At 23.0% G+C, this 24,738-nt stretch carries 16 protein-coding genes, 1 tRNA gene and 2 rRNA genes; 9 read left to right on the forward strand and 10 right to left on the reverse strand.

Going from position 1 to position 24,738, the window contains the following annotated elements; genetic code table 4:
* Positions 1 to 335 precede the first annotated feature (335 nt).
* The 7 genes from AAGD61_RS00405 (at position 336) to AAGD61_RS00435 (ending at position 8,286) form a co-directional block, all read left to right on the forward strand.
* Positions 336 to 1,043, forward strand: coding sequence for a Bax inhibitor-1/YccA family protein (locus tag AAGD61_RS00405; protein WP_341765074.1), 708 nt, complete (start codon positions 336 to 338; stop codon positions 1,041 to 1,043).
* Between the two features lie 629 nt (positions 1,044 to 1,672).
* Positions 1,673 to 1,748: transfer RNA gene (locus tag AAGD61_RS00410), tRNA-Glu, on the forward strand.
* A 166-nt stretch (positions 1,749 to 1,914) separates the two neighbouring features.
* Positions 1,915 to 4,860 (forward strand): 23S ribosomal RNA (locus AAGD61_RS00415).
* Positions 4,861 to 4,913: 53 nt separating this feature from the next.
* Positions 4,914 to 5,029: ribosomal RNA gene (gene rrf / locus AAGD61_RS00420) — 5S ribosomal RNA — on the forward strand.
* 314 nt (positions 5,030 to 5,343) lie between these two features.
* Positions 5,344 to 6,003: a lipoyl(octanoyl) transferase LipB gene (gene lipB / locus AAGD61_RS00425; RefSeq protein WP_341765075.1), complete on the forward strand. Its 660-nt coding sequence runs from the start codon at positions 5,344 to 5,346 to the stop codon at positions 6,001 to 6,003.
* 13 nt (positions 6,004 to 6,016) lie between these two features.
* The gene (lipA, locus tag AAGD61_RS00430; RefSeq protein ID WP_431307847.1) at positions 6,017 to 6,973 is read left to right on the forward strand and encodes a lipoyl synthase; all 957 of its coding nucleotides are present in this window, start codon (positions 6,017 to 6,019) and stop codon (positions 6,971 to 6,973) included.
* A gap of 86 nt (positions 6,974 to 7,059) precedes the next feature.
* Positions 7,060 to 8,286: a phosphoadenosine phosphosulfate reductase gene (locus AAGD61_RS00435; protein ID WP_341765076.1), complete on the forward strand. Its 1,227-nt coding sequence runs from the start codon at positions 7,060 to 7,062 to the stop codon at positions 8,284 to 8,286.
* Between the two features lie 60 nt (positions 8,287 to 8,346).
* Here AAGD61_RS00435 and yigB read toward each other — a convergent pair whose 3' ends face one another.
* From yigB to recC, 4 genes are all read right to left on the reverse strand, one after another.
* Positions 8,347 to 9,060, reverse strand: coding sequence for a 5-amino-6-(5-phospho-D-ribitylamino)uracil phosphatase YigB (gene yigB / locus AAGD61_RS00440; protein WP_341765077.1), 714 nt, complete (start codon positions 9,058 to 9,060; stop codon positions 8,347 to 8,349).
* A 136-nt stretch (positions 9,061 to 9,196) separates the two neighbouring features.
* On the reverse strand, positions 9,197 to 10,021 hold the full coding sequence (gene dapF, locus AAGD61_RS00445) for a diaminopimelate epimerase (protein WP_341765078.1): 825 nt from the start codon (positions 10,019 to 10,021) through the stop codon (positions 9,197 to 9,199).
* A gap of 192 nt (positions 10,022 to 10,213) precedes the next feature.
* The gene (locus tag AAGD61_RS00450; protein WP_341765079.1) at positions 10,214 to 11,443 is read right to left on the reverse strand and encodes an N-acetylmuramoyl-L-alanine amidase; all 1,230 of its coding nucleotides are present in this window, start codon (positions 11,441 to 11,443) and stop codon (positions 10,214 to 10,216) included.
* A gap of 727 nt (positions 11,444 to 12,170) precedes the next feature.
* Positions 12,171 to 15,491 carry an exodeoxyribonuclease V subunit gamma gene (recC, locus tag AAGD61_RS00455; protein ID WP_341765080.1) on the reverse strand — a complete coding sequence of 1,107 codons (3,321 nt, stop codon included), beginning with the start codon at positions 15,489 to 15,491 and terminating at the stop codon, positions 12,171 to 12,173.
* Positions 15,492 to 15,853: 362 nt separating this feature from the next.
* Here recC and dnaQ point away from each other — a divergent pair, with 362 nt between their 5' ends.
* Positions 15,854 to 16,591 (forward strand): DNA polymerase III subunit epsilon, encoded by a 738-nt coding sequence (gene dnaQ / locus AAGD61_RS00460; RefSeq protein ID WP_431307848.1) that lies wholly within the window; start codon positions 15,854 to 15,856, stop codon positions 16,589 to 16,591.
* Between the two features lie 164 nt (positions 16,592 to 16,755).
* On the opposite strand, the gene tkt is transcribed toward dnaQ, so the two are convergent.
* Positions 16,756 to 18,762 carry a transketolase gene (tkt, locus tag AAGD61_RS00465; protein WP_341765082.1) on the reverse strand — a complete coding sequence of 669 codons (2,007 nt, stop codon included), beginning with the start codon at positions 18,760 to 18,762 and terminating at the stop codon, positions 16,756 to 16,758.
* A gap of 406 nt (positions 18,763 to 19,168) precedes the next feature.
* On the opposite strand from tkt, the gene rnhA reads away from it, so the two are divergent.
* Positions 19,169 to 19,666 carry a ribonuclease HI gene (rnhA, locus tag AAGD61_RS00470; protein ID WP_341765083.1) on the forward strand — a complete coding sequence of 166 codons (498 nt, stop codon included), beginning with the start codon at positions 19,169 to 19,171 and terminating at the stop codon, positions 19,664 to 19,666.
* Positions 19,667 to 19,719: 53 nt separating this feature from the next.
* Here rnhA and panC read toward each other — a convergent pair whose 3' ends face one another.
* The 5 genes from panC to mtnN form a co-directional block, all read right to left on the reverse strand.
* Positions 19,720 to 20,571 carry a pantoate--beta-alanine ligase gene (gene panC / locus AAGD61_RS00475; protein WP_341765084.1) on the reverse strand — a complete coding sequence of 284 codons (852 nt, stop codon included), beginning with the start codon at positions 20,569 to 20,571 and terminating at the stop codon, positions 19,720 to 19,722.
* 19 nt (positions 20,572 to 20,590) lie between these two features.
* On the reverse strand, positions 20,591 to 21,382 hold the full coding sequence (gene panB / locus AAGD61_RS00480) for a 3-methyl-2-oxobutanoate hydroxymethyltransferase (RefSeq protein ID WP_341765085.1): 792 nt from the start codon (positions 21,380 to 21,382) through the stop codon (positions 20,591 to 20,593).
* Between the two features lie 33 nt (positions 21,383 to 21,415).
* Positions 21,416 to 21,916, reverse strand: coding sequence for a 2-amino-4-hydroxy-6-hydroxymethyldihydropteridine diphosphokinase (gene folK / locus AAGD61_RS00485; protein WP_341765086.1), 501 nt, complete (start codon positions 21,914 to 21,916; stop codon positions 21,416 to 21,418).
* Positions 21,917 to 22,961: 1,045 nt separating this feature from the next.
* Positions 22,962 to 23,411 (reverse strand): RNA polymerase-binding protein DksA, encoded by a 450-nt coding sequence (dksA, locus tag AAGD61_RS00490; protein ID WP_341765087.1) that lies wholly within the window; start codon positions 23,409 to 23,411, stop codon positions 22,962 to 22,964.
* Positions 23,412 to 23,894: 483 nt separating this feature from the next.
* On the reverse strand, positions 23,895 to 24,680 hold the full coding sequence (mtnN, locus tag AAGD61_RS00495; protein ID WP_341765088.1) for a 5'-methylthioadenosine/S-adenosylhomocysteine nucleosidase: 786 nt from the start codon (positions 24,678 to 24,680) through the stop codon (positions 23,895 to 23,897).
* Positions 24,681 to 24,738 lie beyond the last annotated feature (58 nt).

Genomic DNA, 24,738 nt, shown 5'->3' on the forward strand with positions numbered 1-24,738 from the left:
GTATTTTTTATGTTTTAGATTAATGATATTTAATATATTTTTATTTATCTAATAAAATTTTGTTTTAAATAAAAATATTAAATAAAGTTGTATTTTTTATATATTAATGTATGATATAAAATATTAAATTTTTCATAAAAATAAGTAAAAATATATTTTTAAATATATATAGTTAATTATTTTTTATAATATTTAAAATTATATAAAAGTATAATTGTAAAATAAAATGATAAATAAAATTATTAATATTAATAGTATAAATTTTTATAAAAAATTATAAGAATTGTTTTAATTGTAGTATATTACTACAAGTTATTTTTAAAAGGGTAATCATTATGAATCAATTTGATCAGCGTAATTATTCTATAATACAAAGAACTAATACAAGCGTTCAAGCATTTATGTCGCAGGTGTATGGTTGGATGGTAGTTGGTTTATTGTTAACTGCTTTTGTAGCAATGTATGCTTTAAATACTAATATTTTTTTTACCATTGCAACAAATAATTTTTTATTTTTTGGTATGTTGATAGCTGAATTTAGTTTAGTAATGTGTTTGTCGCTATTTTTACCAAAATTAAGCGCTGCGTTAGCAACTGGAATGTTCATGTTGTATTCTTTGTTAACTGGGTTAACAATTTCAATTACTCTTGCAATGTATACTGGTGAATCTATTACTAGCACGTTTGTAATTACATCTATTATGTTTGCTTCTTTAAGTTTTTATGGATATGTTACTAAACGTAGTTTAACAGGTATAGGTAATTTTTTATTTATGGCACTTATAGGTATTACTGTAGCATCTATTGTTAATATTTGGTTGCAAAGTGCAGGTATATCTTGGATAATAAGTTTTATTGGTGTATTTTTATTTTCGGCGTTAACTGCGTATGATACACAAAAATTAAAAAATATTGGATTGCAGGTTGATGAAAATAATACAGAAACAATGCGTAAATATTCTATTGTTGGTGCATTATCTTTGTATTTAGATTTTATTAATCTTTTTTTAATGTTATTACGTATTGCTGATGACCGCAGATAATTATTTTATAATTTTATAGTGAGTTATATAAAAATTTTGCCGTTGTTATAAAATTTCTAGCAACGGCAGTTTTAATTAACATATTATATTATTAATATAATATGTTAATTAAAAAATTATAATAGATTTGTTAAGAATTTTTTTGTTGATTATATATTTTTATATAAAAATTAATTTTTAAATATTTTTATATTTTTGAGTATTATTTAGTAATTTTATATAAAATGGTTTTAAATTTAATTATTTAACTAAAATTATGTTTTTTTATATATTATAAATATGTTAAAATTTAAGAAAATAAGAATATATTTAATATTAAAATATATTTATATTAAAAATAAAAAAGATCTTGACTATTTATAAAAAAAGTATCATTATCGAAATAATGATATATATTTAAAAAGCTGATAAAAATGTATTTTAATATTTATATTATTGAAAAGTTATTGCTTGCATTTGATGTATTTTTTTAATAATTCAGCGAAATTTAAATTTTTTTATATTTAAAAAAAACAATTGTAATATAATTTAAAGTAATTTGTTTTTATTTTAAAATATGTGTAATATTTTAGCTATTAATTGTTTTGTTTTTAGTATAAAAGTGAAAGAAAAAGCATAGTTTTATATTTGTCCCCTTCGTCTAGAGGACAAGGACACTGCCCTTTCACGGCGGCAACAGGGGTTCAAATCCCCTAGGGGACGCCAATTTAATTAATGAATTAATATAAGTAAAATGTTTTATGTTCTTTAACAATATAAAAATTAACAATTTATAGTTATTAATATTTGTAAATTGTTTGAATCTCTCAAGTCAAAAAAATAAAAAGATGTATTGTTTTAATAAAAACAATTAGACATTTTTGGGTTGTAAGGTTAAGTAATTAAGCGTATATGGTGGATGCCTAGGCAATCAGAGGCGATGAAGGACGTGCTAATCTGCGAAAAGCGTCGGCAAGGTGATATGAACCGTTATTACCCGGCGATATCCGAATGGGGAAACCCAGTATATCAGTATACTATTATTTGATGAATTCATAGTTAAATAAAGCTAACCAAGGGAACTGAAACATCTAAGTACCTTGAGGAAAAGAAATCAATTGAGATTCCCTTAGTAGTGGCGAGCGAACAGGGAACAGCCCAGAATATAAAATCATTTTAACATTAAAAAAACGGTCTGGAAAGTCCGGCAATAATAGGTGATAGCCCAGTATTTGAAAATGTTAAATTGTGTTATTCAAAGAGTAGAACGGGACACGTGTTATCCTGTTTGAAGATAGGGGGACCATCCTCTAAGGCTAAATACTCCTGATTGACCGATAGTGAACTAGTACCGTGAGGGAAAGGCGAAAAGAACCCCGGCGAAGGGGAGTGAAATAGAACCTGAAACTGTATACGTACAAGCAGTAGGAGCATGTAAAAGTGTGACTGCGTACCTTTTGTATAATGGGTCAGCGACTTATATTTTGTAGCAAGGTTAACTGTTTAAGGTAGCCGTAGGGAAACCGAGTCTTAACTGGGCGTTTAGTTGCAGGATATAGACCCGAAACCCGGTGATCTAGCCATGAGCAGGTTGAAAATTAAGTAACATTAATTGGAGGACCGAACCGACTAATGTTGAAAAATTAGCGGATGACTTGTGGTTGGGGGTGAAAGGCCAATCAAACCGGGAGATAGCTGGTTCTCCCCGAAAGCTATTTAGGTAGCGCCTCGTTGATTCATTTTCGGGGGTAGAGCACTGTTTCGGTTAAGGGGTCATCCAGACCTACTAACCCGATGCAAACTACGAATACCGAAAAATGTTATCACGGGAGACACACGGCGAGTGCTAACGTTCGTCGTGAAGAGGGAAACAACCCAGATCGCCAGCTAAGGTCCCGAAGTCATAGTTAAGTGGGAAACGAAGTGGGATGTCTTAGACAGCCAGGATGTTGGCTTAGAAGCAGCCATCATTTAAAGAAAGCGTAATAGCTCACTGGTCAAGTCAACCTGCGCGGAAAATGTAACGGGGCTAAACTATGCACCGAAGCTGCGACAGTAGATATATTATAAGTAGGATTGATATTTAGTTCTATAATATAGAATTATATTTATTGGGTAGGGGAGCGTTCTGTAAGTCTGTAAAGGTGTTTTGTGAAAAATGCTGGAGATATCAGAAGTGCGAATGCTGACATAAGTAACGATAATACGAGTGAAAAACTCGTACGCCGAAAGACTAAGGTTTCCTGTCCAACGTTAATCGGGGCAGGGTGAGTCGACCCCTAAGGTGAGGCTGAAAAGCGTAATCGATGGATTACAGGTTAATATTCCTGTACTGGTGATAATTGCGATTGGGGGGACGAAGAAGGCTAGGCTAGCCAAGCGACGGTTGTCTTGGTTTAAGGATGTAGGTGAGTAAGTTAGGTAAATCCGATTTACTATTTACACTGAGGTCTTATGACTAGTTATTAATACTAACAAAGTAGTTAATGCCATGCTTACAAGAAAAACCTCTAAGCTTAAATTATCATTAATCGTACTATAAACCGACACAGGTGGTCAGGTAGAGAATACTAAGGCGCTTGAGAGAACTCGGGTGAAGGAACTAGGCAAAATGGTGCCGTAACTTTGGGAGAAGGCACGCTAACATTAAGTGAAATAGTATACCTATGAAGCTGAAGTTAGTCGCAGATACCAGCTAGCTGCAACTGTTTATTAAAAACACAGCACTGTGCAAACACGAAAGTGGACGTATACGGTGTGACGCCTGCCCGGTGCTGGAAGGTTAATTGATGGAGTCATCCGTAAGGAAAAGCTCTTGATTGAAGCCCCAGTAAACGGCGGCCGTAACTATAACGGTCCTAAGGTAGCGAAATTCCTTGTCGGGTAAGTTCCGACCTGCACGAATGGCGTAATGATGGCTAGACTGTCTCCACCCGAGACTCAGTGAAATTGAAATTGCTGTGAAGATGCAGTGTACCCGCGACAAGACGGAAAGACCCCGTGAACCTTTACTATAGCTTGGCACTGAATATTGAATTTTGATGTGTAGGATAGGTGGGAGACTTAGAAGTGTATACGCTAGTTTACATGGAGTCGTCCTTGAAATACCACCCTTTAGTATTTAATATTCTAATGTAATCCCATTATCTGGGATACAGACAGTGTCTGGTGGGTAGTTTGACTGGGGCGGTCTCCTCCTAAAGAGTAACGGAGGAGTACAAAGGTTGGCTAAGCATGGTTGGATATCATGCAGTTAGTGCAAAGGCATAAGCCAGCTTGACTGTGAGAGTGACGGCTCGAGCAGATACGAAAGTAGGTCTTAGTGATCCGGTGGTTCTGTATGGAATGGCCATCGCTCAACGGATAAAAGGTACTCCGGGGATAACAGGCTAATACCGCCCAAGAGTTCATATCGACGGCGGTGTTTGGCACCTCGATGTCGGCTCATCACATCCTGGGGCTGCAGTAGGTCCCAAGGGTACGGCTGTTCGCCGTTTAAAGTGGTACGCGAGCTGGGTTTAGAACGTCGTGAGACAGTTCGGTCCCTATCTGTCGTGGGCGTTGGAAGATTGAAAGGAGCTGCTTCTAGTACGAGAGGACCGAAGTGGACGCACCGCTGGTGTTCGGGTTGTCATGCCAATGGCATTGCCCGGTAGCTACGTGCGGAAAAGATAACCGCTGAAAGCATCTAAGCGGGAAACTTGCCTTAAGATGAGTCTTCCCTGATCCCTTGTGGATCCTGAAGGATCGTTTTAGACTAAGACGTTGATAGGCTGGGTGTGTAAGCATAGTGATATGTTAAGCTAACCAGTACTAATAATCCGTGAGGCTTAACCTTACAACACCAAAAATGTTTAAAATAATTTTAAATTAAAACTATAAATTAAGTTATCTGGCGGTTATAGCGCGGTGGTACCACCTGAATCCATACCGAACTCAGAAGTGAAACGCCGAGGCACCGATGGTAGTATAAGGTCTTCTTATGTGAGAGTAGGGAACTGCCAGATCTTATAAATAAAATTTATTATATTTTTATATTGTAAATTGTAATATATAATATAATTATTTTATAGTTTAAAATTATAAGTTATTTTTTTATGAGAGTTGTATTTGTATTTTTTTATCAATTTATGTAAAAATAATTAAGATTTATATAATATTTATTTTAAAAAGTACTTAAAGCACTTACTTTTATAAGGTAGGTGTTTTGTTTTTTAAAATTAGATAGTTATATAATTTATGGTTTTTTAATATTAAAAAAAAATAAAAATATTTTAAATAATATATAAGTTTATTGATGTAAATCCTTTAGGTATTATTTTTGTCAAATAAAAATCTTATTATACGTAAACTTGGGGTTATACCTTATCAAGTAATTTTAAGTTCAATGCATAAATTTATTAAATGTAGAACTATATATACTTGTGATGAATTATGGTTTTTAGAACATCATTGTGTGTTTACTCAAGGTAAGTCTAGTAAACCAGAACATATTTTAAAAAATGAAAATATTCCAATTGTTCAAAGTGATCGAGGTGGTAAAACAACATACCATGGACCTGGTCAACAAATTATATATGTTATGTTAGATATAAAACGCCTTGGAATTAATATAAAAGAATTGATGAATATTCTTGAAAATGTCATTATAGAAACATTAAAATATTTTAGTATTGAATCTCATTTAATTTCTAATGCACCAGGGGTTTATATTAATGGTGAAAAAATCTGTTCAGTAGGTTTACGTGTTAGACATGGTTATACTTTTCATGGAATAGCATTGAATATAAATATGGATTTAAATCCTTTTAATTACATTATTCCTTGTGGTTTTAATAAATTAAAAATGACACAGCTTAGTTTATTTAAACCGAAAATATTATTAAGTGATGTATATCCCATATTAATTAAATATTTTTATAAAAAATTAAGTTTTTATTTTTGTTATGATAAAAAAATATTATTAAATTTTATTTTTTAAAATTGAGAATTTTATGAATAAATTATTTCAGATAATAAATCAAAATCATAAATCTAATAAAAATAATAAATATAAGATTAAAGATAAAAACATAGAACAAAAAGAAATATTATGTAAGCCTTATTGGCTGAAAATTAAATTACCTTTAGATTATTCATATATTAAAAATATTAAATTAATAATGAAAAAAAATGGTATTAATTCTGTATGTGAAAAAGCTTTATGTCCTAATATTTCAGAATGTTTTAATAATAATACAGCATCTTTTATGATTTTAGGAACGATTTGTACACGTCGTTGTCAATTTTGTAATGTAAATCATGGTCGTCCTAATTTACCTGATATTAATGAACCTGAAAATTTATCGAAAACTATAAAAGAAATGAAATTAAAATATGTTGTTATCACTTCAGTGAATCGTGATGATTTATATGATGGTGGTGCTCAACATTTTGCTAATTGTATAAAATTAATAAGAAAAGAAAATTTATCAATAAAAATTGAAATTTTAGTTCCAGATTTTAAAAAATGTGGGGAATTAGCGTTAAATATATTAACTATGAATCCTCCAGATATTTTTAATCATAATATTGAAACTGTTCCAAGAATTTATCGTTATGTTCGCTCAGGTGCTAATTATAATTGGTCTTTAAATTTATTAAAAAATTTTAAAACATTAAATCCTAATATTATAACAAAGTCTGGGATTATTGTTGGATTAGGTGAAACAAATGAAGAAATTTTTAATGTTATGAATGATTTATATAATAATGGTGTTAGTATGTTAACTGTTGGACAATATTTACAACCAAGTCGTTATCATCTGCCTGTTCTTCGTTATTTAAATATTAATGAATTTAATGAAATCAAAAAAAAGGCTATTGATATTGGTTTTTCATATGTAGCATGTGGTCCTTTTGTAAGATCTTCTTATCATGCTGAACTTCAAGCAAAAGGTAAAGAAATTTAAAATTAATTTTTAAATTTTCTTGAAAAATTATTAAATTAATATTGTTAATTTTTTAGTTTTTTAATATTTATAGAATTTTAATTCTAATGTATTCTAAATTAAAAATTTCATTAAAAAAAAATGTATTTGTTGCAGCAATTGATCGTATTAAATGGTTATTTAAAACATTTGAACAAATTAATTTATCATTTTCAGGAGGTAAAGATTCGACTGTTTTATTTCATTTAATTGCTTCGATTGCTAAAAAATATAATAAAAAATTTAATGTTATGTTTATAGATTGGGAAGTGCAGTATTCAGCTACTATAGAACATATCAAAAAGATGAAAATTTTATATAAAGATTGTGTTAAACAATTTTATTGGATTGCTTTACCAATAAGTGCTGAAAGTGGTATTTCTCAATATGAAACTATGTGGACAGCTTGGGATCCTAATAAAAAATGGATTCGACAACCGCCAAAATGTGCTATTACAGATCATAATTTCTTTCCTTTTTATCATCAAAAAATAATTTTTGAAGATTTTACATCTGCTTTTAATCAATGGATTACTAAAAATTATTCTAGTTCAGTTATATTATTAGGCATTCGTGCTGATGAATCGTTAAATCGTTTTTTTGCTATTAGTAATAATAGGAAATTACGTTATGCCGATAATGTTCCATGAACAACTGCTTCTCCAGAAGGATTTTATTATATGGCTTATCCTATTTATGATTGGCATGTAAAAGATATTTGAACATATATTTCACGAAATAAACTTCAATATAATTCTATTTATGATTTAATGCAGCAAGCTGGCGTTAGTTTAAATAAAATGCGTATATGTGAACCATTTGGACCAGAACAACGTAAAGGATTATGGTTGTATCATGTTCTTGAACCAGATACATGGAATTTAGCTTGCGAAAGAGTTAGTGGTGCTGATTCTGGTATGTTATATACAAATCCAAGAAATAAAATGGAATTTTTTGGTTCTAAAAAAATCAGTAAACCAGAACATCATACTTGAAAAACTTATGCTAATTTTTTATTATGTAGTTTACCAGAAAAAACTGCAGAACATTATAAAAATAAAATATCTATTTATTTACGTTGGTATTTTAAACATGGATATCCTAATGATATACCTGATGAACAGTATAATGATACTAATAGTAAAGAAATACCTTCTTGGCGTAGAATTTGTAAAACTATTTTACGTAATGATTTTTGGTGTCGTTCTTTGTCTTTTAGTCCGACAAAATCAAGTTGTTATGAACGTTATTTTAAATTTATACAAAAAAAACGAAAAGATTGGAAAATTATTTAATTTTTAAAAAAAATAAATATATTTATAATTATATAGTATTTTGTATTTTTTATTTTGTAATTATGTGATATATAAAAGTGAAGATAAATGATGAATTTCAACATGTGGTATACAAATATTTTTTGTATTTATTAGTTTTTTTTTGTTTGAATTTATCCAGCATGCTTGCATACCACTATTAATAGCTCCTTTTATATCAGTGATTAAATTATCACCAACATGAAGAATAAATTTAGGTTCTATTCCTAGTTGTTTTGTAGCTAATAGATACATATCTTTTGATGGTTTTAAACGGCCATTAATACCAGCTTTTAATACGAATTGAAAATATTTATCTAATCCGAAAATTTTTGGATCTGCATTTCCATTAGTAATAGCAACTAAAGGAAATTTTTTTACTAATTTTTCTAGAATTATATATGTTGATTCTGGTATATTAATTTGATTACGCCAAAATGTAAATTTAGACATAATTTCGTTAGTTCCTTTTATGGTTTTTTCATGATTATAACCATATTTATAAAACATCATTTCAGTCGATAATCTTCTAAGTTCAGTAATATCATGAGATATTTCAGGTATTTGTTTTTTTATTATTTTGCGAAATTTGTGTAAATCATTATTATTGATATTATTAAAACGAGTATCATATTTACGAATAAAAAGTAAAAGTTTTTCTTCTGTTTTATATATCACAGAATGATTTTCATATAACGTATCATCAAGATCAAATGTTATTGCTTTAATTGGGGTTAATATACGATAAAAATACATTAATTTTCCATTTTTTTATTTTTAAATATATAATAATATAAAATTTATTTTCTACAATATTAAAAATAGTTTTGTAAAAAAATAAATATATGTATAAATTAATAATTAAAATTTATATTAATAAACAAAATTAAAATTATATATTTATAATACCGTTATAAACATGAACAGCTGGTCCTCTCATATATAAAGGACTACCATAACCATTTCAATTAATATTTAAAGTTCCTCCTGTTAAATCTACTTGTACATTATTTTTAAGTAATTTTTGATTAATCCCAACTGCTACTGCAGCGCAAGCTCCAGTCCCGCAAGCTAAAGTTTCTCCAACACCACGTTCATATACTCGTAAACGAATATGTGAAGAATTTATTATTTCCATAAAATCAACGTTTGTGTAATTTGGAAAACGTTCATGAATTTCTAATTTAGAAGCAATATTTTTTATTTCAATTGCATATAAATTTTTTACTTGTATGACACAATGAGGATTACCTATAGATACAACACCGCATATTATTGTACGATTTTTTATTTTAATAATGTATCTTTTTTCTTTTTTTTTAGCATAAAATGGAATTGTTTTAGGGTTAAAATTAGGCTCACCCATATTTACATTAATATCGTTATTATTATTTATTGTTATTAATATATTACCAGATTTCGTGCTTGCTTTTATTTTTTTTTTGTTAGTAAGTTTATTAAGATGTACAAAATATGCAAAACATCTTGCTCCGTTTCCGCATTGTGATGCTTCTGTTCCATTTGCATTAAAAATACGATAATGAAAATCAATATTAGGATCATAAGGTGGTTCGATTAATAATAATTGATCAAAACCAATTCCTGTATGTCTATTTGAAAGATTAGATATTATTTTAGGAGATAAATGTACGTTTTGTGTAATAGCATTTATGATCATAAAATCATTTCCTAATCCATGCATTTTAGAAAATTGCATTTTTACCTCATATGTTATTTAATAATTATAATTAATAAAAATATTATTTTTTTATAATTATATATTTATTAAATTATATTAATAATTTATTTTCGTAAACGTTAAAAATATTTTTTATAAAAGATTATGTTTATTAAATATGATTTTAATATTTTTATATATTATAAAAATATAATAATTTTATATAAAATATTAATTTTTATTAATTGTTTTATCTTTTTTATAAAAATAATCTTTTATTCCATAAAAAATAGATTTAGCTAATTGTTTTTGAAAAAATTTTTTTTTAAGTTTTTTTTCTTCATTTGTGTTGCTAATAAATGCTGTTTCAATTAAAATTGATGGTATTTCTGGTGATTTAAGAATTAAGAATCCTGCTTGATCTACTTTGTTTTTATGTAATTTATTAATTTTGCTTATGTATTTTAGTATTTCATTACCAAATTTTAAACTATCGTTAATTGTAGCAGTTTGAACAAGATCAATTATCGTATGATCTAAATAAATATCTCCACTTTTGTTTATATTAGAAATAAAATTAAAATTGTTTTGGGTTTTAGCTAAATAACTTGCTGTGTTGCTTGTTGCACCTTTTTTTGATAAAGCAAAAATTGAAGATCCTTTAGCTAATGGATTTATATAAGCATCTGCATGTATAGAAATTAATAAATCTGCATGTATTTTTTGCGCAATTTTTAATCTTTCATTTAGAGATATAAAAATATCTTTGTTTCGTGTCATATAAGATTTTATTTTAGGTTCTTTATAAATTAAAAAATTTAGATAACTAGCTATTTGTAATACTATATCTTTTTCATAAGTTTTATTTTTTCCGATTGCACCGGTATCTATCCCTCCATGACCTGGATCGATTACAACGATAAATGAATTTTTATTTGTTGTGTTATTTTTTAATATGTTAAAGTTTTGTTTTTTTAAGATTTTTTTATCATATTCATTAAATATTGTTTCTGATAAATTATTTTTTTTAAAATAAAAATCTAATACTAATCTATGATTAAATTTAGAAAAAGGTAAGATTTGAAAAAAGTGTATAGAAACTTTATTTTTTAATTCAAAAACAATACGAATTTTTTTTTTATTAAACTGTCCAATTCTAATTAATTGTATATGTTGATTATTATTTTGAATTTGAGTCGTAATTTGTTTTAAAATAGAATTTAACTTGATTTTTTCTAAATCAATAATAATGCGTTTAGGATTATCTAGAATAAATTGTTTATATTTTAATTTAATATCAGATTCAAATGTAATACGAGTATAATTTAATGTTTGATATGTACGTGTTGCAATGATATCATCGCTTTTAGCAAAATTGAATGGAATTATATTTAATATTATAATTATAATTGTTTTTTTTGAAATGTTGTACATTGAAAAAATATATTTTTTGAATTTCATTAATAATTCCATGTTTTTACATTAAATATTTTTTTAAAAATAAACTAATTAGTTTTATTAATTTTTTATAAAAAATATATTATTATTTAAATTTATTTTTAAAAATTTTATTTAAATAATCTTTAATATTTTAAAAAAAATTAAAAATATGTTTTTTATTTTTTTTGTTTTTTTTTTTTTTTTTTTTTTTTGCGATAAATAATCTTTTAAGTAAAAAAATATAAAGAATTATTTTTTTAGAATATTTATTAATTTTAATATAATAATAAATTATTTTTTATAAAATAATATTTTAAGTTGTTTTTTTATAAAATTTTATTAAAAAAATAATGTATTGTTGTTATAAAAATAAATATAAATTTAAATGTTTTAATAGAGTTATAAAATTATATAAAATAATATATGTATAAATGTTGTTTTATATAATTTTGTAATTTTTTAAAAGTATATTTTTATATAAATTTTATATTTTTATTATAAATTATTAATAAGATTTTTTATATTTTTAAGATATATATAAATAATGTTATTTTTTTATAATTTTATGATTTTTTTATTTTAATTTTTATAAAAATTATGTTTTTTTATTGGTAATTTTAAATAAAAATATAGTATGTTTTACTTAAAAATAGTTAATTTAAATAATAAAAAAAATTTTATAATTTTTATATAAAATTAAATTTATTTTTAATATTAAATAATTTTATAATCATTAATTATATTTATTTTAAAAAGTTATTTTTATAATATGTTTTTTTATTGGTAATAAATATTTTTTTGTATTTTTAATTAACGATTGAATTAATATATCATTAATATTTTTATGTATTCTTGATAAATAAAGATCTTTTATTTCACCGTATTTAATTTTATTCCCTTGAAGATTTTGAACAAGGATAGATTCTGCTTTTTGTAAAACATTTGGAGATGAAAAATCATATTGATTTGTTATTTTATTAAAACATGCTGATAACCAATTCCAACAACTGTTATTTAATAATAAAAGTGGAGAATTTTGTCCTTTTAAATATCCCATAATTAATAATTCTAAATAATTTAAATTTTTTTTCTTTTCTATAGAAGGAAATTTATAATAGTTATTATTGATATCTAAAATTGTAGTTTCTTTTTCTGATATTTTAAAATTAAAAAATAAATGTTCAATCCATAATCGAATAAAATTATTTGCATTTATATAATTTGGTTGATAACGTAATATTCCTGTTTTATAAATATTTTTTAATGAACCGTTAATATTAATATTTTTTATTTTACATTTAATATAATAATCAAATGGTTTTTCATTATGTTCTTTAATTTTTTTTATTAAATGTGATGTATTTTTAATAGATTCTTTTCATAAAATTTTATCAAAATTATTTATAGGTAATTTACCTTCTATTTTTAATTTGTCATAGATAGATTTTATATTTTTATTTTTTATTGAAAAATCTAAAATTTTTTTATACAAGTTATGTAATTGTAATTTATTAAAATAAAATGGTTCTGAATCAAATGATTCTTTTTCTTCAGAAAAATATACATTTAATTTTTTTTGAAAAAAAAATTTAATTGGATTATTGTAAAAATTTAATAGTTCTTCTATATTTATTTTTGTTATTATTTTATTTTTTTTAATTAAAAATGAGTTTTGTTTATTTTTTGATTTTGTTATTATTGTTTTTTTTAATGATTTATTTATATAATTTTGATTTTTTGTTTTATTGAAAAAATTTTCTTTTTTAAATTGTATATTATTGTGTTTTGTAATTAAATGTTTTTTTAAAATTTTATAACTATCGTCAACATTTAAATTTTCTGTTCCTATTATACGAAAATTTTGACAAATATAATTTAATAGCTCTTCAATTAAAATTGAAGGATTTCGGGGCTCATTATTAATTGATATTCCTATATAACTTAAGTAAAATATTTTTGTTGTAGAAATTAATGTTTCTAAAAAAAGATATTTATCTTCATAATCTGTTTTTTTATCTCCTAAAATTATTTTATTTTTTTTTAAATCAAAATTTTCTTGTGTTATATTTCTAGGAAAAACATTGTCGTTCATACCGAGTAAACAAATAATTTTAAAAGGAATAGATTTCATTTGGGTAAACGTACAGAAAGTAACTGATCCTGTAAAAAAATTATAATTTTCTTTTTTTTCATTTATACTAATTAATAATTCATCTCTAATTAAAAGTGATTTTATATGTTTTGTATGTCCAGAAGTAGTTGCTGTATTGATAATTTTATATAATTGATTTTTTAATAATGTTAAAATAATTTCTGTATTATCATTGATAATAAAAAAATCATTAATAAGTTCTTTATAAATATTTTTCCATTTTTTTAAAGAATATTTTTTTTTTAGTAATATTCTCCATTTTTTTAATGTTTCTATAAAAAAAAATAATTTGTTAATTAATTTTAATTTAGTATTGTTGTATTTATCATAAGAAAAAATATTATCTAAAGACTTAAAATCTTTATTAATAGAATATTTTGATAATATTTTTTTCAATCCAAATTCCCAAGTATTTTGATTTATGATTGGTAAATTTAAATCTTTGAAATTATTATTATCTAAACCAAATTTTATTTCATATTTATTAATCCAATTATTTAATATATCAAGTTCATTTTCATTAATATCAAATTTTTTAGAAATAGCAGAAATATCTAACAAATCAAATATTTGATCTTTGAAAAATCTAACTTTTGGTAAATTAAGTAAAGAGATAAATGCTTGTATAATTGGATTAGATTTTAAAGGTTTTTTATTTAAAATTGAAAATGGAATATAATTTTCAGATTTATCTTTGCTAAATATTGCGTAAATATAAGGTGTATAAACTTCTATGTTTGAAACTTTTACGAGAATGTCTTTTGGGGTTAATGTATTATCTTTTTCAAAAAATTCAAGTAGTTTTTCATATAGGTTTTCTATTTCTTTTTTTATATTATAACAAGAATTAAATGTTATTGTATTATCTAATAAATTTATAAGTCGCTTATTTTTACTAGTTTTATATTTTTCTATTGTTTTACCTAATTGAATGTTATTTTTTGAATCCAATATATCTTGTTTTATATTTTCTAATAAAGTTAATCTATTGGTATCGGTGAAAATAAAAAATTTTTTAGAATTTTTTATATTAGTAATAAGTTTTAAAAAATCATTTCCTAATTTTCCCCATGAAACTAATAATGGATTAATTTTTTTTTCTTTTTTATTTATGTTTATTGGTTTTTTTTGTTGTTTTGTTATATCTAAACATAATAAATATTTATTATATTTTAAAAAATGTTTGCAAGGATTTTTAAACATTAAATAAATATCTGTATATTTAGAAATAATATTTAAAATTTGTATATATATAGGAGGTAACGATGAAATTCCGTAAATAAAAATACGTTTTGGAAAAAAATTTTTTAAATAGTTTGGTGCAGATAAAAATTTTATAAAAATTTTATGTATTGTTAATAAATGTTGAGTTTTTTTTTCTAATGTTTTTCTATATACAAAAAGTTCTCGCCATAATTTTTTTTGCCATGATTGATTTTTATTGTTAATATTAATTAATTTATTTTTTTCCCATTGTGTTATTAATTTAGGTCTATAAATCATATAACTTTCAAATAAATTTGCTATTTTTTCTGATAATTGATGTAATTTTCTACCGTCTATATCATTTTTTATATAAAATTTTAATTCTTTTAATTTTTTATTATTTATAATTTTTGGTAAAATTGTTATTATTCTCCATTTTATTAAATTTTTTGTGTAATGATTATTTTTAGAAATGTCAGGTAAAATTTTATATATCATTTCCAAGATGAAATCTCTTGGTAATTTGTAGTGTATATTGCAAGTTATTCCAAAATATTTTGTTAATTCTATTTGTAACCATTGAGAAATTTCAAAATTTTCTACAATTATGATTTCCTCTTCAAAAGGATTTGAGAACTGTTTATTTTTTATAATATCAATAATTAAATTTTTTAAAGAAAATAGTTGATTAGAATGGTAAATTTTAAACATATTTTATGTAAGATTTTAAAAAAATGTATTTTTAATATATATTATATAGTAATATAGTTTTTATTAATTAATAGTTAATTATATGTTTTTATTATGTTTTGCATTAAGTATATTTTTTATGTATATTTTATATTAATTTTTTTAAATTAATTATAAAAAAACAATTAAAATATTTTTTTAAAAAATAATAATTTACAGTATTAATAAAATTAAATTTTATAAAATATTTATTAGTATAAAAATTATTAGTATGTTTTTGTTAATATATTATATAATTTAAAATTATTTGTTTTTAATTAATAATTATTTGTTTAGTAAAAATTTATGTTTTTTATTTTTTATTTATTAGTGAAATATTGTATATGTCAATTATAAGACAAGTTGTACTTGATACTGAAACTACAGGTATTAATAAATTTGGCATTCATTATGAAGGTCATAATATTATAGAAATTGGTGCTATTGAAATTATTAATCGTCGTTTAACAAATAATAATTTTCATGTTTATATAAAACCTAATCGTTTAGTTGATCCTGAAGCATTTAAGATTCATGGTATAAGCGATGATTTTTTACAAACAAAACCTTCTTTTGAAGAAATTGTTAATGATTTTATAGATTTTATATATGATGCAGAATTAATAATACATAATGCTTTTTTTGATATTGGTTTTATAAATTATGAGTTTTTTAAATTAAAAAAAAATATTCCAAATATATCAAATTTTTGTACTATAATTGATACATTAAGCATAGCTCGTAAAATGTTTCCTGGAAAAAGAAATAATTTAAATGCATTATGTGATCGGTATATGATAGATAATTCAAAACGTGTTTTACATGGAGCTTTGCTTGATGCTGAAATTTTATCAGATGTTTATTTAGCTATGACTGGGGGTCAAACATCATTTTCTTTTGAATCAAATAAAAAAACATTTTCTACAAAAAACGAACAAAAAACACAAATATTAAAAAATAATAAAAATAATTTTAAAATACTTTATGCATCTCCTGATGAACTTATTGAACATGAAAAAATTTTAGATATTATTGATAAAAAAAGTAATAAGTGTTGTTTTTGGAGAAAAAACGATAAATAAAATTTAATTTTTTTTATCGATAAAAAATATTTTAATTTAAAATTAATAAAAAATTTTTTAATATGATTTATTTATTTATAGTTTTTAAAAATTAAATTTTTTTATAAAATTTTAAAAAATAATTTTGTATAAATATTATTAAAAATATATTATAATACTTTTTATTAAATAATAGATGTTTTTGTTATTAATGATTTTGCAGTTTTTATTATATTTTTTGTTGTGATATTAAATGTTTTAAATAATTTATCAGCAGGAGCAGATTTTCCTAGAGTTTTCATTCCTATAATTGCTCCATTAAATCCTATATATTTAAACCAATAATCAGTTATACTAGCTTCAATAGCAATACGGTTTTTAATATTAGAAGGTAAGACGGATTCACGATATATTAAACTTTGTTTATCGAAAACATCTGTTGATGGCATAGAAACAACTCGTATTTTATATTTTTCTTTTGTAAGAAATTTAGCTGCTTTTATAGCTAATTCAACTTCTGATCCTGTGGCAATCATTATAATTTCAGGATGTCCTTTACAATCTTTGATAATATATGCTCCTTTTTTTATATTTTTTAATTGTTCATTAGTACGATTTTGTTGTTTTAAATTTTGGCGGGAAAATATTAATGCAGTTGGGCCATTTTTAGTAATAGCATATTTCCACGCAATAATTGATTCTACTTGATCACATGGTCTCCAAGTACTTAAATTTGGCGTTGTACGTAAAGAAGCAAGTTGTTCTATTGGCTGATGAGTCGGACCGTCTTCTCCTACTCCAATAGAATCGTGAGTATATATAAATATACAATGTGTTTTCATTAGTGCTGCCATTCGAATAGCATTACGTGCATATTCCATGAATACAAGAAAAGTTGCACCATAAGGAATAAAACCGCCATGTAAAGCAATACCATTCATAATTGCTGACATTCCAAATTCACGAACACCATAGTGAATATAATTTCCTGATGGATTTATATTTAAAGGATGAGAACCTGACCAAAAAGTTAAATTACTTGGTGTTAAATCAGCTGAACCTCCTATAAGTTCAGGTAAATTTTTTCCAAAAAATTCTAATATGTTTTGTGATGCTTTACGAGTTGATATATCAGATGGGTTTTGATGTAAAAATTTGATAATTTTTTTTATTTTTAAATTAAATTTTATTGGTAACTTACATTTTATTCTACGAATAAATTCTTTTGATAATTCTGGAAAATTATTTGAATATTCTTTAAAAATTTTATCCCATGCTTGTTTTTTTTGTTTTCCTATAATACGTGCATCCCATGCTTTATATATGTTTTTTGGTATTTCAAATGGTTTATATTTCCATTTAAGAAATTTTCTAGTTGCATTAATTTCATCATAACCTAACGGTCCGCTATGGGCGAATTCTGATCCAGATTTTTTTGGTGAACCATATCCTATAATGGTATTACATATTAGTAAACTAGGTTTATTAATTTGTTTTTTTGCTTTTTTAATAGCAGTATTAATTTGTAATGAATTATGACCATTAATATTTTTGATTACGTACCATCCGTAAGATTTAAAACGTTCATATGTATTTTCATTAAAACATTTTTCTGTTTTTCCGTCTATAGAAATTCCATTATTATCATAAAAAACAATTAATTTATTTAGTTTTAATGTTCCTGCTAGTGAGCAAGATTCATGTGATATTCCTTCCATCATACAACCATCACCCATAAAAACATATGTATAATGATCAATAATATTATAGTTTTCACGATTAAATTGTGATGATAATGTACGTTCTGCTATAGCAAAACCTACTGCATTTGCAATTCCTTGTCCTAAAGGTCCTGTTGTTACTTCAATACCTGGAGTCAATCCATATTCAGGATGACCTGGGGTTTTAGAATGTAATTGTCTGAATTTTTTTAATTCTTTTATAGATAAATTATAACCAGTTAAATGTAGTAAACTATAAATAAGAGTTGAACAGTGTCCATTTGACAATATAAATCGATCTCGATTAATCCAATTTGGATCTATAGGATTGTGGTTCATATGATCACGCCAAAGTACTTCAGCTATGTCAGCCATTCCCATTGAAGCTCCAGGATGTCCTGATTTTGCATTTTGAATTGTATCTATACTTAAAAATCGTATTGCATTTGCAAGTGTTTTTCTGGTTACCATTAATAATTCTCCAAAATAAAAAATATTTAATATGTTTTATATAATGATAATATTATTTTTATATATATTGGTATATAAAATTATTTTTAATAAAATTATTAATTTATTGTTTATTTATTAAATCTAATTTAATTGATGTACTATTTTTATAGTATTAAAAATAATTATTTTTTTGTAATTTTTTGTATTATTTATTTTTTATAAATAATTATTTGAGTTATGATAATATTCTTTAATAAAAATAAAATATTTTAATTTTTATTATAATTAATATATATATCTTTTAAAATATTTGTTATTGTATTTTATATAAATATAATCATCATATATGTTATATTAAAATAAATATAAAAAATATTTTAAAATATAATTAATTATAATTATATTTAATAAAATTTTATTTAAAATGATAAAAAATGTAGAAATTTTTACAGATGGATCTTGTTTAGGAAATCCTGGACCTGGTGGATATGGTATTATTTTTCGTTATAAAAATTATGAAAAACAGTTAAGTGATGGTTTTTTTTTAACTACAAATAATCGTATGGAATTATTGGCGGTAATAATTGCACTTGAATTTTTAAAAGGAACATGTAATGTAATTTTAACTACAGATAGTCAATATGTTCGTAAAGGTATTACAGAATGGATACATGTTTGGAAAACTACATATTGGTTTAAAATTAATAAAAAACCTGTATTAAATGTAGATTTATGGAAAAGGCTTGATATAGTTGTTAAAATGCATAAAATCAAATGGTGTTGGGTAAAAGGACATTCTTTTTATTTGGAAAATGAGAAGTGTGATTATATTGCTCGTTTGGCTGCAATGTCTCCAACTAAGGAAGATAAAGGATATTTTTCAAAAAAATGAATCTTTTGTTATTTAAGTTTTTTTATATAAAATATAAATTTATGTTATTGTATTTTTTTATAATTAATTATAAATATAATTTATTAGAATAAATTAATTTTTAAGTTGTCAATTAATCTTGTTTTTCCTAACCAAACAGCTATTAAAATTATCGCTTTTTTACTATTATTATTTATTTTTTCAAGATTTAATGCATCACGAATAAATATACTATCAGGAATAAAACCTGAATCAAGTAAATCTTTTTTTATTTCACTTTTAATAGATTCTATTGTTTGTTTTGAGTGAATTAATTTTATTTTTGCTTTTTTTAGAATATTATATAATTGAGGTGCAATTTTAAGTTCTTTTTTAGATAAATTATTATTCCTAGAACTTAATGCTAATCCATTTTTTAATCTTACAGTTGGAATTGAAATTATTTTAATATCAAATGATAAATCACGAACTAATTTATGAACTAATTGTAATTGTTGATAATCTTTTTCTCCGAATAAAGCAATATTTGGTTTTATTAAATTAAATAATTTTGTTAAAACAGTTGAAACTCCTCTAAAGTGCAAATGTCTATTAATTCCTTCTGCGATTGAAGAAAATTTTGGTACTTCAACAAATGTTTGATATTTAAGTGAATTGTATTTTGAAAAAAGATTAGTTGGTGAAAAAACTAAATCAACGTTATTTTTTTTAAGTTTTAAATAATCATTTTTAAGTGTTCGTGGGTAATTTTTAAAATCATTTTTGCAATCAAATTGCATTGGATTAACATAAATACTTACAATTATGATATCAGCTATTTGTTTTGCTTTTTTTATTAACATTAAGTGTCCATTATGTAAATTTCCCATAGTTGGAATAAATCCAATTTGTTTTTTATTTTTTTTTAAAATATTAATTTTATTACGTAATGTATTTTCTGTTTTTACAAAAAACATATTTTACCTTTTATTTATTTTAAATAAATGAATGTTTTTGATCAGGGTATATACCGTTTTCAACTTCTTGTATATATAAACTTATTGCATCATTTAAATTACCTGTTTGTATTAAAAAATTTTTGGTAAATTTAGGAGGATTATTTGTTATACCTAATGCGTCTTGCATTACGATAAGTTGTCCATCGGTTTCACTTCCAGCTCCAATGCCAATTACAGGGATTGATAATTTTTTTGTAATTATTTTTGCTAAGTGACTTGGTACGCATTCAAGAACAAGTAATTTCATTCCTGCTTTTTCTAATTCAATTGAATCTTTTATTAATTTATCAGCAGTTTTTTGATCACGTCCTTGTATTTTATACCCACTTAATAAATTGATAGCTTGAGGTGTTAACCCAATGTGTCCACAAACAGGAACTGAGCGTTCTGTTAACATTCTTATTGTTTCACATAACCATGCATATCCTTCAATTTTTATTATATTTGCACCTGATTTTATTAATGTAGCTGCATTAGAATATGTTTTTTCGAGTGTAGAAAAGCTCATAAAAGGCATATCTGCAATAATAAAAGAGTTTGGAGCTCCTTTACGAACACAACGAGTATGATAAGCAATTTGGTTTATAGTAACAGATAAAGTATTTGATTTACCTTGTATAGTCATTCCCAATGAATCACCAACTAGCATTACATTAATACCTTGTTTTGAAAAAAGTTTAGAAAAGCTATAATCATAAGCTGTTATAGCTGCAAATTTATGATTATTTTTCTTAAAAGAAAAAAGATCAGATAAAAAAAATGATTTCATAATAATAACCTTTTAATATAAAATTACTTATAATTAAATGTTTTTAATTGATTTATTCCAAATTGTTAAATCGTTATTAGGAATATACATAAGTCTTTTTGATAATAATTCACCGTCAGGAAATTTTATAGTAGGGTTTATTTCATTAAGTGGATATAACATAAATTCTCGTGTTTTTAACCCGTAATGTGGTATTGTTAATCTATTGGTATTAATTATTTTATTATCTAGTAACATAATATCAATATCAATAGTTCTTGGGGCCCATTTATCATTTTTACGTATACGACCTAAATTGAATTCAATTTTTTGTATATAATCAAGTAATATTTCTGGTTCTAGATTACTTTCAAGTAATATAACCATATTTAAAAAATCTGATTGTTTTATTTTTCCTAATGGTTTAGTTTTATAAATAGATGATGTTTTTATTATGCTGCTACTAGGTAATAAATTTAATGCTGTAATAGCTTGTAAAGTTTGTTTTAATGGATCACCCAAATTACTACCAATAGAAATATAAATATTTTTCATTATATTTTAATATTTTTTGAATGTAATAATATTTTTATTAATATTACTTTTTTTTGATATTGTATTCTTATTGTTTTTTTTATTTTTTAAATTGAAATTATTTTTAAGAAATTGATTAATAATTTTTTCAATTATTTTTTTTTATTTTTGTTAAAATATATTGATATTGTATAAAAAAGTTGTTTAAATAATTCATATTATATAAGCATATTGTATATTATATAACAATTAGTTATTTGAAATAATTTTAATAATTTTTCAAATAATTTAGTTGATAAAATTTATTTCAAAAGATATTCTAAACGTGGAATAGGTTTAGTAATATTAATTTTAATTTTCATATTAAGTTTATATGTAAAATATATTGATAGTAACATCCTAATAAAATCTTTTTGATAACGTGTTTTAGGGTTTTTAATTAATTTTATTCCATCTTTTTTAAATTTTTTAATTCATTTACATATTTATACAAAATGAAATTGTTTATATTATAATACAAACTATTTATGGTGAAAATTCTTTTTGTTTTAATTTTCTTCAATAGAAGTAAAATATTATAATATAATAAATATATCATTTTATATTTGTAAGAATATGTTTTTATTTTTTTATTTGTTTTTTTAAATGATTATGAAATATTTCAACTTTAATAATTTTATGTTTTCCACATAATGTGGACAAAACAAAATTTTTCCAATGATATGATGATTTTTAAATAATTTATAAATTTTTTGTAGTTATATTTATAGCAGGATCAAAATCTTTAGTCTCCATTAAAATTAAATTGCGAATAATGATACAGCTAAATACATTTTATAATTTTTTTATTTAATTGATATAATATTTTGATGTATTATCAATAATATCATTGTGTGAAATATGGTAATCAGAATTTTGAATTATTGATATTAATTAATTTTATTTAAAAATTTTTTTTTGAATATTTTTTATTATATATATATTACATGTAATATATATAAAAAATATATATGTAATATTCTTATAAAATAATAATCATAAGAAATAAAATTTGTAATGGTTATTATTAACCAGCTATTTGTTTTTCGCGAATTTCAGCTAACGTTTTGCAATCAATACATAAATCAGCTGTTGGTCTAGCTTCTAATCGTCTTATACCAATTTCTATTTTACAAGATTCACAGTAACCGAAATTATGATCTTCAATTTTTTTTAATGTTTTTTTAATTTTTTTAATTAGTTTTCGTTCTCTATCTCTATTTCTTAATTCTAAATTAAATTCTTCTTCTTGAACTGCTCTATCAACTGGATCTGGAAAATTAGATGCTTCATCTTGCATATAAATAACAGTTTTATTTACTTCACTTATAAGTTTATTTTTCCATGATTCGAGAATATTTTTAAAATGTGTTAATTGAGACTCATTCATATATTTTTCACCAATTTTTTCATTATAAGGTTTTACTTTTTCAATTGATAAAAATTTTGTTGATAATTTTTTGTAATTTTGTTTCATATATTTTCCATTTTTAGTGTTAGATTTTTATAAAAAATAATATAATAAAATTTGTGTAATATAAAAATTTTATGAATGTTTTATATAATTTTAAAATGTTTTTATTTAATATAAAATTATTTTTTTGTTTAATTTTAAATATATATTGTATTGAAAATATTTATTTAAAATTTTATGTATTGTATTTATTTATAAAATTTAACAATAGTATTATATATGTTAATTAAAATAATTAAAATTATTTTTATAAAAAAATTAATATTTTTTATTAAATATTAATAGTTTTTTAAAAAAAGTTAAGAGTTATTTTAAATTTTAAAAAAAACAATACAGTATTATTTAATAATAAATATTATTTTATAGTTAATAATTATTGTTTTTAAATTGTATATATAAAATTGATTTAATTTAAAATTAAGTTTATGTGTATTATATTTATTAATTTTTTAATAAAAGTCATTTTAAAATTTAAATGTATAATTTTTATAATTTTTTTTTAAAAATTAATATTTTTATTATATATCAAAAATATTTTGTATTAAATTTATTTAATATGTTCGTAATTACTAAAGATGATTGTTGAGCTGAAAAATATAAAAAATCATTAAAATTTTTTTTTGATTTTTCATTTGCAATATCTGAAATAGATCTTATTATTATAAAAGGAATTTTAAATTTATAACAAACTTGTCCTATAGCTGCTGCTTCCATTTCAATAGCAATTGTTTTTGGAAAAAGTTTTTTAATTTTATTAAATATTATTTTATCATTTATAAATGAATCCCCTGTACATATTAAACCGGCAATTGAATTAAATTTTAATAAAGAAATAGAATCCATTGTAATTTTTATTAATTTTTTATTAGCTTTAAATGATGTAGGACATTGAGCCATTTGACCTATTTTATAACCAAATAATGTAATATCTACATCATGATATTTTACTTCTTTAGAAACTGCTATATCACCAATTTGAAGTTTGTTGTTTAAACTACATGCTGAACCAATATTAATAATTGCGTCGGGGTTATATTTTTTTATTACTAAAGTAGTAGCTATTGAAACTGCTACTTTTCCTATTCCTGATTTAATTAAAATTATGTTAATATCATTAATTTTACCCGTATAAAAAATATATCCAAAATATATTGATATATTGCATTTTTTTATTTGTGTTTTAAGAAAACTAATTTCTTGTTCCATAGCTCCTATAATGCCAATATTCTTTATTTTTTTTAAAAAAATTTTTTTTGTTTTTTTTTCTTTCATATTTTGTTGCAATTTTCATTTTTTATTAAATTAAAGTTTTTTATTATATTATAAAAAT

It is taken from the genome of Candidatus Providencia siddallii, assembly GCF_964026685.1.
Lineage (GTDB): Bacteria > Pseudomonadota > Gammaproteobacteria > Enterobacterales > Enterobacteriaceae > Providencia_A > Providencia_A siddallii_A.